We start from the raw sequence: 16,400 nt of genomic DNA, 5'->3' as shown, positions 1-16,400 counted from the left end.
ACGCAGATCCGGCGCTCACCCCTCAAGCAATTGCGACAATTTCTGGCGAGCCCGGTAAATTCGGGTTTCCACCGCCTTGCGGCTGATACCGAGGACTTCGGCAGCCTCGTCCTGCGTCATGTCTTCCAGCGAACATAGCAGCAGCGGTTCCTTGAGGTTGGCCGGCAGACTGGCAATCGCCGCGTGGATTCTCTCCACGCCCCGACGCGATGACAGGGCCTCCTCCGGGTTCTCCTCGGGGTCGGCAATGTCGATGGCATCGTCGATCGGCACGGCGAAGGAAAAGAACCGACGCACCGTTCGCCGCCGGGCCCAATCATGGCATTTGTTACGCGCGATGCGCAGGATCCAGGCGCGGAAAGGACGCGTGCGATCATAGCGGTTGAGAGCGAGGAACGCGGCGACAAAGCTCTCCTGGGTGACGTCGAGCGCGTCACTTTCGTTGCCGGTCAGGCCATGCACGAAACGGAACACCGCCTCTCGGTGGTGTTTCATGAGGACATCGAATCCGGACTGACGACCGGCAAGGGCAGCTGCCACCGCCGATGCATCGTCGCCTTGACCGACCCTATCTTTTCCGGTTTGCCCCCCCTGCCCGGACACGCCGGATCATTCCTCTGGCGGCGTGGTCAGGGCGTGCGCAACAGCGGAATCAAACCGCCTGGCCTGATCCGGCTGGAGCACGGCGCGCATGGAGAATACATGCCGAAGCGTCGCCTTCTGCAACTCGCCCATCGCCATATGCGATTGGTCGACCGCCTTCTCGACTGCCGGACCATACGTATGCTCACGCTCGATCGCCTCTGCCAGCTGCGCATTGGCCTGACGCAAGCGCCCGTCGAGCAGCTTGCGCCTTTCGGCAAAATCGTGCTCAAGGCGATCAATCTGCGCTTCCTGTGCCGGATCGAGATCGAGTTCCTCGTGCAGCACGGCATGAAGCCGGCTTTCATGATTGTCACCCGCGCGCAGCTTCTGCCCGATCAGAAGAGCGGCCAGCGCTGCAAGAAAAGCCAGGGCAATGGCAAGAAGGTAGCCGCGCAGGCCCGCCATGATCAGGAAACCAGCAAGTGCGAAGGCGCGGCCGCGGGTAGACCGAGGAGCGGATCCTCATGTCCTGTAGGTGCACCCGGCATTGCCAGCCCGCCCCACAACCCGATCAGTCCTGCAACCGCACAGGCAAGCGCGATACCGCGCCGAGCCACCAGGCGCTCGCGCGCTGTGTTCAGCCCGGCCATGACCGAATTCTCCAGCGCGCCAAGCCTGGCCGGCACAGGTTCGTCCCGCAATTGGGCTATGAACCGTTCGAGATCGTCCATTGAGTGCTATCCTGAAAAACTTTCGCTTGCACGGCTATACGCAGCGGCACTCGATTTCCCTCATCAGGGTGAAAAGTACCGCGATCTGAATTTGCCTACTTCTTGTGGCCTCCGCCATTCTTCTCTGATTAGTATGTTAATGGCACCGAGATCATCGGTCAGTCGGCTCCATCCTGCGACCGGCGCTTGGCATAGCTGACGACGAAGGCTTCCCATACGCGCAGCCATTCGGTGTCAGTGCGCAGCTTGGCGATTCCGGGAAAGCCAGCCCTGAAGGCGTCCGCCATGGTATCGACTGACCAGGGTTGTCCTTTCTCGAGACCGATCTTGCGAAATGCAGCTTCGCGTGTGCCGAAGCTCAGGCTGCCTTCCGGAAAGGCTCGGAGTTCTTCGGTCAGTTGCGGTGTTTCGCGGCGGATCTTCCGCTCGAGAGCGACCGATGATCTCGGTGCCTTTTCCGGTGCGGCAGCCCCGACCAATCGCAGGTGCGGCCCGACCAGCTTGCGCTCGAGCGGGGCCGGAGACGGGTGAAGCACGACCTTGCGGCCCGAGAGATCGACATTGGCGTTGGGATAAACGGCTGAAACCAGCTGCATCGTCTCGCGCACGGTCTGGCGGAACCGTTTGGAATCCGCGCTGTTGCCAAGATGGCGTGCGAGTTGGTCCCAGGAGATGGTTTGGCCCTTGTTGCTCGTAATGCGCGGCAGGCGGTAAGCCAGATAGGTATAGAGATCGAGCGCAGTAGGCGTGCCCTTCAATTCCCGGATTGCGATCTCGTTCAGAGGCACGGCGTGTTCGATCAAGTGGCTGTAGAACGCCTCCGACATGCGAATTTCGCGCGCAAAGGCACCGTTCTTTTCAAGCGAGCCTGCATATTCGTTCGAGATCTTCACATCGCGCACGGCAAAGGCATTGTCGCCCGCTTCTGTGCCATCCCATCGGATCTGCCATTCACAGGCCAGCAAGCGGTCCACCTGCTCGCGCATACGGTTGGCAGTACCGCGCGGTCCATAAGACACGGTCTGATAGCCGAGCCGACGCATCCATTCGGTGAAGTTGCGACCGAGATAGACGTCACGTGAGCGCTTCGTGACGGCTTGCGAAAGCAGGTAGATAAGCGCGACACGTGGATAGGCGCCATAGGGAACACCAAGGCTCCTGAGCACCGGCTTGCCATCGACAGTCTGCAGGACAGGCCGCGGATTGATGGCCAGAGCATACTTTCCGTCTTCGCGCAGGATGGGTTGCGTCTCATCCTTGGGCCGCTTTGTGGGCAATGACATCGCGCAAAGCGCCGAGTGGAGAAAGGCCGGAACCGGTTCCTCGTCCTGAACGCGCAGAAAGGCATCCATCGTGAGCTGTGTGCCGGCAGTCTTGGCCAATGAGCGGACACGGTCCTCACCGCCATCCAGCATGGCCAGAGCATATTGGTGCCCGATCGGTTTGCTCGTATCCCCGCTCATGTCGCCCATCCCTTCCCGAATCCGGGGCCTAAGGTCCTTATGTAACAACAGCTTTGAGCAGGATTGGCAAGCAGGTTGGCAGTTTTGGTGTGTTTTCGCGGTTGAAACCTACAAATCGACCGATGATCTCGGTGCCCTTTCCCCGAGGCACTGCAAAAACCCTTCCAAACCCATTGAAGCCGATTCGCGAATCGGATTTTGATTAGGGATTCTTGTAATAGGTATGCGCTCCGAGATCATCGGTGGCTATGGCACTGAGATCATCGGTAAAACACACGCTCATCATCGGTTGGCACCGAGATCATCGGTTCAGGTATAGATCGGGCCTCCTTCGTCTCGGATGGGCGGAAATTTCGACTCGGAACGATTCGATTGCGGGGCAAACGGCACGGAGATCATCGGTCGGCTACCCCTGCCCTGCCCTGCCAAACATGGTCAGGAAGCCTTTTGGCACGGAGATCATCGGTGAAGTTGTAAGATTGATGGACGTTCATTGCTCGAAACTTGCAACGAGGCTACTGTGCGGCCTCAATCTCACAAGTTGGTGTATATGGCGACACATCCCAGTCTTGAAATTCAGGCTGACGACCTGACCAATGATGGCCTTGGCCTGCTCCACAGGAAAGCCCTGACGATCCTGAAAAGGATCAGGGACGGTGCTCTCGATCCGGAAACCGGTCACAAGGTCGGGCCCTCCTATCCCATTTCAAAGGCGGCCTCGCTCGTCGGACGAACGGCGTCAGCCATTCGTGAGGCCGAGCGTGACGGGAGGTTGCCGCCGCGTGACCGGACGGCCTCGGGGCACCGGGTGCAATATACCCTGCAGGAACTCGATCACATGCGCGAGGTCTTCGGGACGCGGCCCTGGCGCGAGCCGACCGACACGCCGGCGATCATCTCGGTTTCGAACTTCAAGGGCGGTGTCGGCAAATCGACGATTGCCCTGCACCTTGCCCAGCACTTTGCCATCCGTGGTTACCGTGTCCTGTTCATCGACTGCGACAGTCAGGCAAGTTCGACCATGATGTTCGGCTATCGGCCCGACGTCGACCTTGGCGAGGATGACACTCTCTATGGTCACTTCCATAATCCGGAACTGCTCGGCGTGCGTTCGATCATCCGCAAGACGCATTTCTTCGGGCTCGACCTGATCCCGGCGAACCTCAAGCTCTATAATCTGGAGTACGAGATCGCGGGCTACCTTGCGCAGCACCAGAGCTTCGACATCATCGACCTCATTGCCCAGGCGATCGACAGCGTCGTCGACGATTATGACATCGTCATCATGGACCCGCCGCCGGCGCTGGGCATGGTTTCGATGGCTGTGCTTCAGGCCGCCAATGCGATGGTCATTCCGATGCCGCCGAGTGTCATCGACTTCGCCTCGACTGTCTCGTTCATCGACATGGCGCGCACCACCATGCACCAGCTTGAGAAGCTCGGTGGCAGGGTGAAGCCAGCTTATAATTTCATCCGGCTTGTGGGCAGTCGTGTCGATGACAGCAAGTCGATGCACCGCGAGATCCTGTCGATGATGCGGCAGGTGTTCGGCGGTTCGATGATCAATTCCGTGCTGAAGACGAGCGCGGAAATCGACAATGCCAGCTCGCGCATGAAGACGGTTTTCGAGCTCGATCGGCCGGTCACGTCGCACGAAGTGCACAACCGCTGCGTCAAGTTCCTTGGCGACGTCTGCCATGACATAGAGCAGGATGTTCTGCGCTCGTGGGAGAGTCGCGCGGAGCAATTTTCGTGATCGGTTGCCACGTGGCAACTGCGGGGCAGGGGGCTGCAAAAGTCAGCCTGCACGATGAAGGATGCCTCGTTCAGGCTGGCTTGAAGTGGGCTTGGGAAGAGGATCGGAATGGGCTTGTTGCCACGTGGCAACCGGCTCGTGAGAACGGCGGCGGAAGACAGGAAATGCATCATGGCTAAAGGCAATCGCGGCTTCGGAAGCAGCCTCACCGAAGGCTTGGAGGATAGTGAACTGGATGTCTCGGCGCCGGCTGAAAGCATCATGGCAAGCCGCAGCCAGACCCTCGCGCGCCTTGCGTCGGGCAAGGTTGTGACCGACCGGACCGAATGGGTCGACCCGGCACGCTGCAGGCCCTGGCGTCTCCACAATCGCGACATCGATCACCTCAATGAGGAGACCTGCCGCGACCTTATCGATGCCTTCCTCTCCGCCAAGAAGCAGCGCATCCCGGCCATCGTCCGCAAGCTTCACGACGATCCGGAATATGACTACGAGATCATCGCCGGTGTGCGCCGTTGGTGGACGGTGCAGTGGCTGCGCGAGCATCATCATCCCGAGTACGAGTACCTCGTCACCATCCAGCACGTCTCCGATGAAGAGGCCTTCCGGGTCTCCGATATCGAGAATCGATCACGCAAGGACATCTCCGATTGGGAGCGCGCGAATGAATATCTGCGCGCGCTCGACGAGTTCTACGATGGATCGCAGAGCGAGATGGCCGAGCATCTCAAGATCTCCCGCTCGTGGTTGACGCGCTTGCTTGACGTGGCGCGTCTGCCGAATGAGATCGTGAATGTCTTTGCCGACACCCATGACATCACGGTCCGCGTCGCACGCGACCTCAAGCCACTGACCGGCGATCAGCGCGCGCTGGGTCTGATGGTCGCAGAAGGTCAGGCGATCATCGCTGAGCGTGACGATCTGGGCGTGAAGTTGACCGGTCCCGAAGTCGCCAAGCGATTGGTGAAGGCGACGGTCGCGACGTCGAAGAAGGGAGCGCAGGAGGAGCTGGTCAAGACACGCAAGGGCAAGCCCATGCTGCGCTACGCTCGTCCGGCAAGAGGCGGGCTCAATCTCAAGGTGCTGCCGCGATCGGGCGCGACGACCGATGAAGTGCTCGAGGCCATTCGAAAGCTTCTCGACGCCTGACTGGCGTTACTTTCAGTGTCGCTGAAGGGGCAGGGCGCGATCCTGCCCCTTTTCGTATCGGCAGTGACTGGAGGACCGATTTTGCAAGTTTGGAGCCGTGATGGGCGGCTTTCTCGCGAAATTCCGCTTCAGATGGCCTGTGGGGTGAGGGCGATCCTCTGATAACCCTTGGGTCACGGTGGCCATGTTTTTGCGTTCTGCGGGCTTCTGTGTCGCCTAAAAAATAGGCAGATGGCCCAGCAGGCCATGCGCAGCTATCAATCTGCCCATGTTGCAGCGCTGCTGCTTAGCACCCATCCTCGCTCTGACTTCGTGAAGTGCGGCGAAGCAATTCGTCGATGGCATCCATGGAAGATTGGAATTCGTCGATCGCCTGAGATGAGAACGCGAAGTCTTCCGGGTCTTGCGCCGCGTGAGGATGGTTCACCTCCCGTGGAGCGAAGCGGAACATGGTCGCTGCATTACGAGAGGTCTCACCTTCGACCAAGCCCGCTTGTACAAGCGTGGACATAATCGTGCGAACGCCCAGACGTGAGGCACCGATCACCCTCTCGATCTGGACGCCGCGCAGGATGCCAAAGCCTGCGAGATAGAATGCGACATCTCCCGCGCGGCCGTTGGAGCGGCGGTTCTGCAGCTTGTCGGCAATGCAGTGGGCATCCCTGATTGCATCCAGGAGGCGACGATCTAGAGACCAAAGCGCGTCGCGCAGGGCAATGAGGCTTTCCCTGTTGCTGCCGGAAGGCCGGGCGATAGAAGGCATGTCATCGTCGAAGGGATCGTTATGCTCTGTCGCGAAAGTCAGCAGGCCGGGCAGGGGGGCGGAAATAGGAAGGCCGTGTTTGGGGGCCAGGTAATTGCCGGAGAGGATGTCCAGCGCCCAGCGCGAATGGGTCTGCTCATTGACTTCCACCGCAACGGCCGATCGCGGCCCCTTGATCAGTTCGATCCCGCGCTCCTGCCTGGCAAAGCGTAGCGATTTGCGGGCAGCCGAAAAAAGGGCGGACACGGGCGTGAAGGGAAGGTCCGTATCGCATGGCTCGATAGCGTCCACCACAAGCCTCGCCTCAGCCAGCAAGGCATTGGTATCCTCGTGCCCTTCGTTCCGCTCAAGGTCTACCGGGGCAAGGAATGCTCTGGCCATTCTCTCCGAAGCCTCTGCGAGATGGGACCAGGGATTGTGCCGGAACTCGGTCAGGATTGCCTGGCAAAGGGCGCGGGGAGGGCGCAGCTTGTGTGCCGAGACGTCTGATAGTGTGCTGAGCCCGGCGAACCAGTCGAAGAAGCGCTCATCGGTGAAGGAATGACCTTCCTGTCGCAGTGCAGTGACAAGGCTTTCGCGGATCAGTCGACCGGCGAGAACGCACATGGCGCCGTCATTGGCCTGTGAAACCGCTGCCTGTATCCTCCCAAGATATAGGGCTGAGAGCACCGCAGGATCCTGTTCGGGGGGGCAGGCTTCGGAATCGGGCATAAAAAACTCAATAAATCATAGATTTAAAAACAATGTATAGTAAATCGAAAATTGCTATACACCCTCTCGGACTCAATGTCATCGGCCAACGGAACGCGCGGTGGGGGCGTCTTCAATTCGCTGTGCTTCCCCGCAGGGCACGCAATTCTGCTTCGATGGTGTCGATGATCTTCTCCGGTCCCGCCAAAAGGTGTTCTGCATGGTGGGCCGCCATCCATCCGATCGTCCGCTTGTCGGGAAATCCTGCAAGGCGCGGCCGCGCGACGCCTTCGTGGACATAGCATTCGGGCATGACGGTGAGCCCGAGTCCTGCGGCCACCATTTCGAGAACACGTTCGTCATTGGTGGAGCGTAACGAGAAGTGGGGTCTGACACCGCTCTCGGTGAAATGCCGGCTGATATCGGACAGGGCCTCGCAATGGCGGCGCACGATCATCACTTCATGGACAAGCTGTCCCGCCTCGATGGCCTCTGCACCGGCAAGGGGGTGATCTTGTGCCATGGCCAGTGCATAGCCTTCGGTCAGGATGCTGCGTTCGAGAAAGCGGTCGGCGCCTCTTTCGACCAGCGTCAGAGCCAGGTCGATGCGGCCTTTTGCAAGCTGGCTGGTCAGTTCCCTCTCGCTGCCGAACAGGAGTTCGAAGCGATACATCTCCTGCGGCCGGACCCTGGCGATGGAGCCGGCAATGACGCGAGCCGGGATGGTTGACAGAACGCCGAGCCGGAGCGAAGGCAGGGCGCTTGCCGGTTCCATTGCCTGTTGCGCCAGATTGAACTCGCGCTCGATCCGCCGGGCGTGCGCCAGAAGTCGCGAGCCGGCGTCTGTGAGTTCCACGCGCTGGTTCGAGCGAACGAACAGCGCGTGACCGAGGATCCTTTCCAGCTTGGCAATGCCGACGGAGAGCGTTGGCTGAGAAACATTGCAATGAGCGGCTGCGCGGGAGAAGTTACCCTGGTCGACGACGGCGAGGAAATAGCGAAGCAGGTAACGATCCAGCATAAGCGGGCTCCGGGAGGCAAGCGTTTTGCGCTATAGATAATGCCAATGCAGTCGTTGAGGTAGGTTCAATTTTTCCTATGCACTGAACCGCGCTATCAGGAACGGCAAGGAGAGACGCAATGACCGATTTCGATTTTGCCCTCGGTGAAACCGCCGACATGATCCGCGAGAGTACGTGGCGCTTTGCGACGGATCGCATTGCCCCGCTTGCAGCGGAAATCGACGAGAAGGACTGGTTCCCGCGCGAACTCTGGCCGCAGATGGGCGAACTCGGCCTGCACGGTATCACGGTTGAAGAGCAGTGGGGCGGGCTCGGCCTTGGTTATCTCGAGCATGTCGTTGCGCAGGAGGAAGTGGCGCGCGCTTCGGCCTCGATCGGCCTGTCATACGGCGCGCATTCGAACCTGTGTATCAACCAGATCCGGCGCTGGGGCAATGAAGAGCAAAAGGCGCGATATCTGCCCAAGCTGATTTCCGGCGAGCACGTGGGCAGCTTGGCGATGTCCGAGGCAGGCGCAGGTTCCGACGTCGTATCGATGAAGCTGAAGGCCGAGAAGAAGGGCGACCGCTATATCCTGAACGGCACCAAGTTCTGGATCACCAATGCCACTTATGCCGATACTTTGGTCGTCTACGCCAAGACCGGCGAAGGATCGCGCGGCATCACGACGTTCCTGATCGAGAAGGACTTCAAGGGCTTCTCGATCGGACAGAAGATCGACAAGGTCGGCATGCGCGGCTCCCCCACGGCGGAACTGGTCTTCGAAGACTGCGAAGTTCCTGAAGAGAACGTGATGGGCCCGGTCGGCGGCGGCGTCGGTGTGCTGATGTCGGGTCTCGACTACGAACGTACGGTTCTGTCCGGTATCCAATTGGGCATTATGCAGGCCTGTCTCGATGTCGTTCTCCCCTATGTCCGGGAGCGCAAGCAGTTCGGCAAGCCCATCGGGGCATTCCAGCTGATGCAGGCGAAGATCGCCGACATGTACGTCGCGCTCAACAGCGCTCGGGCCTACGTCTATGCGGTCGCGCGCGCTTGCGATGCGGGCAGGACAACGCGCTTCGATGCCGCCGGGGCGATTCTGCTGGCTTCGGAAAATGCCATGAAAACCGCGCTTGAGGCGGTGCAGGCGCTGGGCGGGGCAGGCTATACCAAGGATTGGCCGGTCGAGCGCTTCATGCGCGATGCCAAACTGCTGGACATCGGTGCGGGCACCAATGAAATCAGGCGCATGCTGATCGGTCGTGAACTGATCGGCGCCTAACCGGGGCGTATCCCCGGCAGTATCCCGGATGCGGAGAGTGGCATGAAACTGCGTTCCCTGTTGTTCGTACCGGCTGACCGCCCCGAGCGCTTCGGCAAGGCTGCGGCGAGCGGTGCGGACGCGCTGATCCTCGACCTTGAGGATTCGGTCGCGCCCGAAAAGAAGCAGGTCGGACGCGAAGCGATCGCCGAGTGGCTTGAAGGTGATCGCAAGGTTCCGACTTTCGTGCGCGTCAATCCGCTCGACGGCGATCTGACGACCGATGATCTCGGTGCCGTTTTGCCTGGCAAGCCCGATGGGATCGTCCTGCCCAAGGCCGAAGGGGCGTCGAGCGTGCGCCGGCTTGCCGCCCTGATGGAGACGCAGATCAAAGGGACGGAGGCTATTGCGCCGATCCTGCCGATCGCCACGGAAACGGCCGCAGCGGTGTTCCAACTCGGCACTTATGGTGAAGTTGCAGAACGTCTCGCCGGCTTGACCTGGGGGGCGGAGGACCTGCCCGCTGCCATCGGGGCAGCGACGTCTCGCGAAGAAGACGGCAGTTATACCGCTCCTTACGAAATGGTGCGCAGCCTGTGCCTGTTCGGCGCCCATGCCGCGCAGACCCGCGCAATCGAGACGGTGTTTCCGCATATCGATGCGCCCGATGCTCTTGCTGCATATGTTGCGCGGGCCCGGCGGGACGGGTTTACCGGGATGATGGCGATCCATCCGGCACAAGTGGAGACGATAAATCGCGGTTTCACGCCGAGCGAAGCAGAAGTTGTTCATGCCCGCGCTATCGTCGAAGCCTTTGCCGCCAATCCCGGTGTCGGGGCACTCAAGCTCGATGGCAAGATGGTCGACAGGCCGCATCTCGTTCAGGCACGCCGCATCCTCGATCTCTTCTGAACCGGCCCGAGGGGGCCCGGCGCAATCTCAGGTCCTACGCAGGGGGAGTTGCATGGTGGCCAGCATGGCCTCCTGAAGCAGGATAGGGAAATCCTTGTTCTGGATCAGGAAGGGACCGGGGCGGTTGATGATCGTGTTGTTCAGCACACCGTACATCACCTGGAAGGCGAATTGGACCTGATCCGACCTGACCTGTTCCTGATCGATATCCGGATGGGATTGCACGCGTTCGAGGAAGGCATTGGCAAGGCTGTTGGCATTGCGCCGGAACGGTTCCCATGCCTCGGGCGAATCGAGGCTGACCTTGAAGGCGGAACGGAAGAAGGTTTCCTGTTCCTGGAAGCGTTCGACTTGCCTTGCCATCAACTTGGGCAGGATTTCCTCGAAAGGCAGGGTGCGCACCATGCTTTCGAGCATGGGGCCCGATTCGGCGGCGGCGAAGATCATAACCGCCTTGAAAAGCGTGACCTTGTCCGGAAAGCGCGAGTAGAAGGCGCCGGTTGAGCAGTCCGCCGCAGCGCAGATTTCGTTGATGCTGACATCGTCGAACGGGACCTTGCGCGCGATCCGCAGTGCCTCCTGGATCAGTCGATCGCGCAAGGTCCGACTGCGTGCCTGAAGTGTCGGAATCACCCCGACTTTCGTCAGGTTTTCCTCGATATCGAAATTCGCTGCCCCTTCAGCCATGCAGCGTGGGATCGCCGATCCGGGCGTCCTTGTCCAGCCAATTGAAAGCCGAATGAGACTCGCATTCGTATTGACGCCACCTCAGACTCGATGATAGATCCCCGGCAATCGGCTCAATGCCGCGTCCGATTGTGGAGGAGAGGAATTCGATGTTTTCCGAATCACGCATGTCTGTGCTGAACCGTCGCACCATGCTGCGCGCCGCAATGGCGCTGACTGCTGGTGGCCTGATCGCTACTCCCGCCATGTCTCTGGCAGCATCGACCACCGCACCAGACACCAAGAGTGCGAAGGGCGCGAAGCTCGTTCTGCTGGGCACCAAGGGCGGTCCGCGCGTGGGTGGCAAGCGCTCAAATCCGGCGAACGCCCTGGTCGTGGACAACAATGTCTACGTCATCGACACCGGCATGGGCGTGACTTCGCAGTTCGTGAAGGCGGGGCTCAATCTCTCCGACATTCGCGCGATCTTCATCTCGCACATGCATTCGGACCACGAGCTCGAATTCGGCAACCTGGTCTACAACATGTGGGCCGCAGGCGTCCTGCGGCGTCCGATCGACGCCTATGGCCCGGCGGGCATGGAGGCGCTGGCTGCGGATTACTGGCACCTCAACCGAGAGGACATCCGCATCCGCATGGCTGACGAAGGCAAGGCTCATCCCGATACTCTCCTTCGCGCGAATGATTTCCGCCAGAGCCAGGGCACAGTCATGTCTGCAGACGGTGTGACGGTTACCGCGTTCACGACACCGCATCCGCCCATGGAAAACCTCGCCTACCGGTTCGAGACGCCTTACGGTTCGGTCGTCTACTCCGGGGACACTGCATACAACCCGGCCCTGGCCGACTTTGCCAAGGGCGCAGATGTCCTGGTTCACGAAGTGCTTTATGTCCCGGGCGTGGATGCCCTCGTGAAGCGGGCTAATGGCACGCCCGAATTCCGCAACCACCTGCTCGAAAGCCATACTTCGGCAGAGCAGGTAGGCATGATCGCCAAGCGCGCAGGCGTGAAGAAACTGGTGCTGAGCCACTTCGTGCCCGGTGACATGGAATGGATCACCGACGACATGTGGCGCGACGAAGTCGCCAAGCACTACAAGGGCGAGATCGTGGTGGGTCGCGACCTGATGGAAATTCCCCTCGGATGAGAAAAGCCAGGGACATGACGAAGCGTAACCGGATATATCCGCTGCGCGATCGAAGCCTGTCCGCGGCACTCCTGTTCGGTCTCACGGTACCGGGTTGCGCTTTCGCAGCCACGACCGGAGACGACCGGCAGGCGCCTGCGCAGCCGATCGCCGATGCGACTCCCTCGAATGCCAAGGCCGCAGCCACGCCGTCGGTGCGTGACCCGCTGAAGTCGCCTTACCCTGCACCAGCCGATGGGCAGGGGCCGCGCACGGGCCCGAACTACACGATGCTGCGCGGCGCGGAGGATTGGCGATTCCTGGCCAATCCCAAGGCCAAGCGCGATTGGGCTTCCCCTCTCAAGTACATTCCGCTTGATGGCGACGGCGGCATTTCCCTGTCGCTCAACGGCGACCAGCGCACCAGTGTCAGCGTGGCGACGCGCCCGGTACTCAAGGATTCGGCAGATCGCATCGAGGTTCTCTCGCGCACGACCCTGGGCGCAGACCTCAGGATCGGCCCGGCCGTGCGGGTCTATGGCGAACTCACCTCGGGTCATATCTTCGGCAAGAACGAGACCCGTCACGTCGCCAACTTCGAGAACGATCTCGTGGTCCAGCAGCTCTTCGCCGAGGTGCGTGCTCCAGTGGCATCGGGCGTGGCGCGCGTCACGATCGGCCGGCAGGAATTCTTCGACGGTCCGCGATTCATCATCAGCCCGCGCGACAACCCGAACATCCGCGTCTCGATGAACGGTGCGCGGCTCTCCATGGACTGGAAGCGGTTCCGCTTCAGCGCGTTCTATTTCGAGCCGACCGATCCGGGCAAGGGCTTCCTCGATGACGGCATCGGCAATGGCGAAACCCTGACCGGTGCCTACGGCAGCTTCCTGCTCACCGGCGTGGGCAATGCCGCGAAGGGCCAGATCTTCTTCGATCCGTTCTATTACCATTTCGAGGATACCGACCGGAAACTCGGCGTGATCAGCGGCAAGGACCGGCGCGAGACTTATGGCGCGCGGCTCTGGGGATCGCGCGGTAACCTGTCCTTCGACTGGACGGCGATCAAGCAGGACGGCCGCTTTGCCGGTCGGCGTGTCGATGCCTGGGCGGTGAGCACCAACCAGTCGGTCGGGCTGGGCAAGGGCAAGTCGGCGCCGCGGCTGGGTTTTCATGCCGATTATGCGTCGGGTGGCGGAAACTATGACACCGCCGGTAAGGTCGGCTCGTTCAATTTTCTCTACAATGCCACGGTGATCTTCAGCGATGACAACTTCGTCGGTGCGATCAACACCATGGGCATTGCGCCCACGATCAGCTTCTCCCCCACGCGCAAGCTGCAAGTGAGTGCCGAATGGGGATCCTACTGGCGCCCGGACGAGAATGACGCGGCGTATCGCGGGAATGCGCAGGCCTATGCCGGTACCCAGAACGTTGCCGGAAAGCACGTGGCGAACATCGCACGCCTCAAGGCCAACTGGACTCTCAACCCTCACGTCGCCCTGGCCGGCATGATCAACTATGTCGATGCCGGAAAGGTCTTACGTCGCGCAGGTTATGGCGATAACCTGTTCGTGAAGACGATGTTGACCTTGCGGTTCTGATGCCGTGACCGGTCCGGTATTCCTGCTTGCCATGCCGGCCGGAGTGTTGGGCCGTTTCCCGTCGGCAGGGCTGCTGGCGGGAGAGGTGTACCGGGTGATCCTAGGCAAATTCCATGGCGTCCAACTCATCCTGGGTTGCGCCATGGCCCTTTTCGCGGGCGGTTTTGCATTCCAGACATTGAGCTTCTCAATGCCCGGGCTGGTGCGCGACTGGAACCTGCCCGAAGGCCTGATCGGGCCTCTTCTCAGCGCGGCCATTTTCGGCCTCTTGCTCGGCTACCTTTTCATGGCACCCCTTGCCGACCGGCTGGGACCGCGCGCCGTGGTCTGCCCGGCCATGCTGGGCCTTGCCGCCTCAGCCGGGATATGTCTCCTCGCCCCGAATGTCGAAGTCCTGATCCTGGGGCGGGTTCTTATCGGCATTGCCATCGGCGCGGCGTTCCCTTGCGCGGTATCGGCGGCCAGCCAGCACGGCATGCAGCGTTGGCGCGGCGCAAAGGTCGTCGGGATCTATGTCGCCTATTCGTTCGGATTTCTCGCTGCCGGTTTGGCAAGCGGCTGGCTGGTTCCCCTGCATGGCTGGCGTGCGGCCTGGGGCTTGACCCTTCCGGCCGCGTTGATCGCTGCGGGACTCTTGTGGGATGCGCTTCCCGCGCGTCTGCCCCACGCGCCGCAATCGCGCCCGCTCGCTTCCCTGTTCACCTCGGACCTGCGGCAGGGCACTTTGCTGTTCTGGCTGATGTGCTCGATCGGGCTCGGTCTTTTCTATGCCGTGCAGGGGTGGCTGCCTCTGCTCTCCGCACGCGAGGGCATGAATTATGCCAATGCCGTGACGGCTGCGAACCTGTTCACCGTGGGCAATGCCGTCGGCGCCGTGCCGATGATCTGGTGGGCTGACCGCATGGGGCCGTTCCGGGCGCTTGTTTGCGTAAGCGCAATCGGCCTTGCCGGCATCGTCCTGTTGGGGCTGAGCACGGGAGAGGGGGGCAGGCTGTTCCTGCTTGCCGCAGTGCTTGCCGGCATCGGTATCGGTGGCGGGCAGAAGGGCATGATTGCGGCTGCATCCCAGTTCTATCCCCCCCGGTTGCGTTCGACGGGGATCGGCTGGGCCCTTGGCCTGGGCCGGTTCGGCGCGCTTTGCGGACCGTTGCTGATCGGTTTCGTGACGATGCACGACGTTGCCGGCGGCACGGCCCTGCTCAGCCTGGCGTTTCCGGTGCCGGTGATCATGCTCGCCGCATTCTGGCTCGACAGGACATATGGCCGGATCGACCGCGCCACAGACAATCAATCGCCCCGGCATGCGATGCCTAACGATCAAGTGAGACGATGACCAAAGACCCCCAGTCCATCCTGTCCCAGGGCGCGATGCGGCCGCTCCAGATTGCGGCCGTGGCCCTGTGTATCCTGCTCAACGCGCTCGACGGCTTCGACGTGCTGGCGATCAGCTTTGCCTCTCCGGGCATCGCCAGTGAGTGGGGCATCGACCGTGCCGCCCTCGGCCTTGTCCTGTCGATGGAACTGATCGGCATGGCCGCCGGCTCGCTGGTGCTGGGTAACGTTGCCGACCGCATCGGACGTCGTCCCACCGTGCTGGGCTGTCTGGTCATCATGGCCGGCGGCATGGGCATGGCAACGTTGGCCAATTCGGTCATCGAACTGTCGGCGATACGTCTCGTCACCGGGCTTGGTATCGGCGGCATGCTTGCCTGCACCAATGCTCTGGTCGCCGAGTTCTCCAATGACCGTCATCGCAATCTCGCTGTCGCAATCATGGCGGCGGGCTATCCGATGGGTGCGATCATTGGCGGTTCCATCGCGACCAACCTGCTCGCGGATGGACACTGGCGCGACGTGTTCACCTTCGGTGCGATCATTACCGCAGTGTTCCTGCCGATCGCATGGCTTCTGCTGCCGGAATCGATCGGCTATCTGGCGCAAAAGCGCGGCCCCAATGCGCTTGAGCGGATCAATGCGACCTTGCGGCGCTTCGGTCACGAGATCGCGCAGGCATTGCCACCCGCCCCCGAGAAGGCGCGCAAGGTATCGGTCGCGCAGCTCTTCGCACCGGGACTGGCGCGCGTCACCATCGTGCTGACGCTCGCCTATTTCTGCCACATCATGACCTTCTACTACATCATCAAGTGGATCCCGAAGATCGTCGTCGACATGGGTTACGCCGCTTCGAAGGCAGGCGACGTGCTGGTCTGGGCCAATGTCGGCGGCCTGCTCGGCGCCGCGCTGCTGAGTGTGCTCACTTACCGCTTCGGCGTTCGCGCGCTGGTGATCGCGGCAATGCTCGCATCGACCGTGCTCGTTTCGCTGTTCGGGCAGGAACAGGAAACGCTCACCGGGCTGGCAATCGTGGCTGCGGCCGCCGGCTTCTGCACGAACGCGGCGGTGGTCGGTCTCTATGCCCTTTTCGCCAAGGGTTTTCCCACATCGGTGCGGGCCGGCGGTACCGGCTTTGCTATCGGCATCGGCCGTGGCGGTGCCGCGCTCGGGCCGATAGTGGCCGGCCTGCTGTTCAATGTCGGACTGAGCCTTGGCTACGTATCACTGCTCATGGCGATGGGGTCGCTCATTGGAGCCGGGGCGCTGCTGTTTCTCAAGGAGCAGGGTGAATAAATACGGCTGGGCCCGGCGATCCTCCTTGCGGAGAGCGCCG

16 protein-coding genes are annotated in these 16,400 nt (G+C 61.2%); 8 read left to right on the top strand and 8 right to left on the bottom strand.

Translation table 11 applies throughout. The features are described 5' to 3' along the window. Positions 1-15: 15 nt before the first annotated feature. The 4 genes from B5483_RS12120 to B5483_RS12105 form a co-directional block, all read right to left on the bottom strand. On the bottom strand, positions 16-495 hold the full coding sequence (locus B5483_RS12120) for an RNA polymerase sigma factor (RefSeq protein WP_231634548.1): 480 nt from the start codon (positions 493-495) through the stop codon (positions 16-18). 114 nt (positions 496-609) lie between these two features. Then, positions 610-1,050 (bottom strand): periplasmic heavy metal sensor, encoded by a 441-nt coding sequence (locus B5483_RS12115; RefSeq protein WP_079730531.1) that lies wholly within the window; start codon positions 1,048-1,050, stop codon positions 610-612. 2 nt (positions 1,051-1,052) lie between these two features. Then, the gene (locus B5483_RS12110) at positions 1,053-1,316 is read right to left on the bottom strand and encodes a hypothetical protein (RefSeq protein ID WP_079730530.1); all 264 of its coding nucleotides are present in this window, start codon (positions 1,314-1,316) and stop codon (positions 1,053-1,055) included. A 158-nt stretch (positions 1,317-1,474) separates the two neighbouring features. Further along, positions 1,475-2,779 (bottom strand): replication protein RepA, encoded by a 1,305-nt coding sequence (locus B5483_RS12105; RefSeq protein ID WP_054945174.1) that lies wholly within the window; start codon positions 2,777-2,779, stop codon positions 1,475-1,477. Between the two features lie 550 nt (positions 2,780-3,329). On the opposite strand from B5483_RS12105, the gene B5483_RS12100 reads away from it, so the two are divergent. Then, entirely contained in the window at positions 3,330-4,535 is a 1,206-nt protein-coding gene (locus B5483_RS12100) for an AAA family ATPase (RefSeq protein WP_054945154.1), read from the top strand. Between the two features lie 171 nt (positions 4,536-4,706). After that, positions 4,707-5,684, top strand: a complete 978-nt coding sequence (locus tag B5483_RS12095) for a ParB/RepB/Spo0J family partition protein (protein WP_079730529.1) — start codon at positions 4,707-4,709, stop codon at positions 5,682-5,684. A gap of 286 nt (positions 5,685-5,970) precedes the next feature. Here B5483_RS12095 and B5483_RS12090 read toward each other — a convergent pair whose 3' ends face one another. Together B5483_RS12090 and B5483_RS12085 are read right to left on the bottom strand one after the other, a co-directional pair. Next, entirely contained in the window at positions 5,971-6,762 is a 792-nt protein-coding gene (locus B5483_RS12090; RefSeq protein ID WP_245829088.1) for a hypothetical protein, read from the bottom strand. A gap of 508 nt (positions 6,763-7,270) precedes the next feature. Continuing rightward, on the bottom strand, positions 7,271-8,158 hold the full coding sequence (locus B5483_RS12085) for a LysR family transcriptional regulator (protein ID WP_079730527.1): 888 nt from the start codon (positions 8,156-8,158) through the stop codon (positions 7,271-7,273). A gap of 119 nt (positions 8,159-8,277) precedes the next feature. Between B5483_RS12085 and B5483_RS12080 the strand changes: the two genes are divergently transcribed. Both B5483_RS12080 and B5483_RS12075 read left to right on the top strand, forming a co-directional pair. Next, positions 8,278-9,423: an acyl-CoA dehydrogenase family protein gene (locus tag B5483_RS12080; RefSeq protein ID WP_079730526.1), complete on the top strand. Its 1,146-nt coding sequence runs from the start codon at positions 8,278-8,280 to the stop codon at positions 9,421-9,423. Positions 9,424-9,465: 42 nt separating this feature from the next. Next, entirely contained in the window at positions 9,466-10,314 is an 849-nt protein-coding gene (locus B5483_RS12075) for an HpcH/HpaI aldolase/citrate lyase family protein (RefSeq protein ID WP_079730525.1), read from the top strand. A 27-nt stretch (positions 10,315-10,341) separates the two neighbouring features. Here B5483_RS12075 and B5483_RS12070 read toward each other — a convergent pair whose 3' ends face one another. Beyond that, positions 10,342-11,001, bottom strand: a complete 660-nt coding sequence (locus B5483_RS12070; RefSeq protein WP_054945148.1) for a TetR/AcrR family transcriptional regulator — start codon at positions 10,999-11,001, stop codon at positions 10,342-10,344. Beyond that, complete coding sequence (locus B5483_RS23195; RefSeq protein ID WP_176168011.1) at positions 10,994-11,170, bottom strand: hypothetical protein; 177 nt, start codon at positions 11,168-11,170, stop codon at positions 10,994-10,996. The genes B5483_RS12070 and B5483_RS23195 overlap by 8 nt, the downstream gene beginning before the upstream one ends. On the opposite strand from B5483_RS23195, the gene B5483_RS12065 reads away from it, so the two are divergent. Genes B5483_RS12065 through B5483_RS12050 form a run of 4 tightly spaced genes read left to right on the top strand, consistent with a single transcriptional unit; the run spans position 11,169 to position 16,360 of the window. Further along, the gene (locus B5483_RS12065; RefSeq protein ID WP_245829085.1) at positions 11,169-12,149 is read left to right on the top strand and encodes an MBL fold metallo-hydrolase; all 981 of its coding nucleotides are present in this window, start codon (positions 11,169-11,171) and stop codon (positions 12,147-12,149) included. The two genes, B5483_RS23195 and B5483_RS12065, sit on opposite strands and share 2 nt — an antisense overlap. Positions 12,150-12,163: 14 nt before the next feature. Beyond that, the gene (locus B5483_RS12060) at positions 12,164-13,732 is read left to right on the top strand and encodes an alginate export family protein (protein ID WP_245829082.1); all 1,569 of its coding nucleotides are present in this window, start codon (positions 12,164-12,166) and stop codon (positions 13,730-13,732) included. Positions 13,733-13,736: 4 nt separating this feature from the next. Next, positions 13,737-15,065, top strand: a complete 1,329-nt coding sequence (locus tag B5483_RS12055; protein WP_245829079.1) for an MFS transporter — start codon at positions 13,737-13,739, stop codon at positions 15,063-15,065. Next, positions 15,062-16,360, top strand: coding sequence for an MFS transporter (locus B5483_RS12050; RefSeq protein WP_079730524.1), 1,299 nt, complete (start codon positions 15,062-15,064; stop codon positions 16,358-16,360). Before B5483_RS12055 ends, B5483_RS12050 begins: the two co-directional genes overlap by 4 nt. Positions 16,361-16,400: the final 40 nt, after the last annotated feature.

This window comes from Novosphingobium mathurense (genome assembly GCF_900168325.1).
In the GTDB taxonomy this organism is placed as follows: Bacteria; Pseudomonadota; Alphaproteobacteria; order Sphingomonadales; family Sphingomonadaceae; genus Novosphingobium; species Novosphingobium mathurense.
Note: the sequence above shows the minus strand (reverse complement) of the source record. Positions and strands in the feature narration are given on the sequence as shown.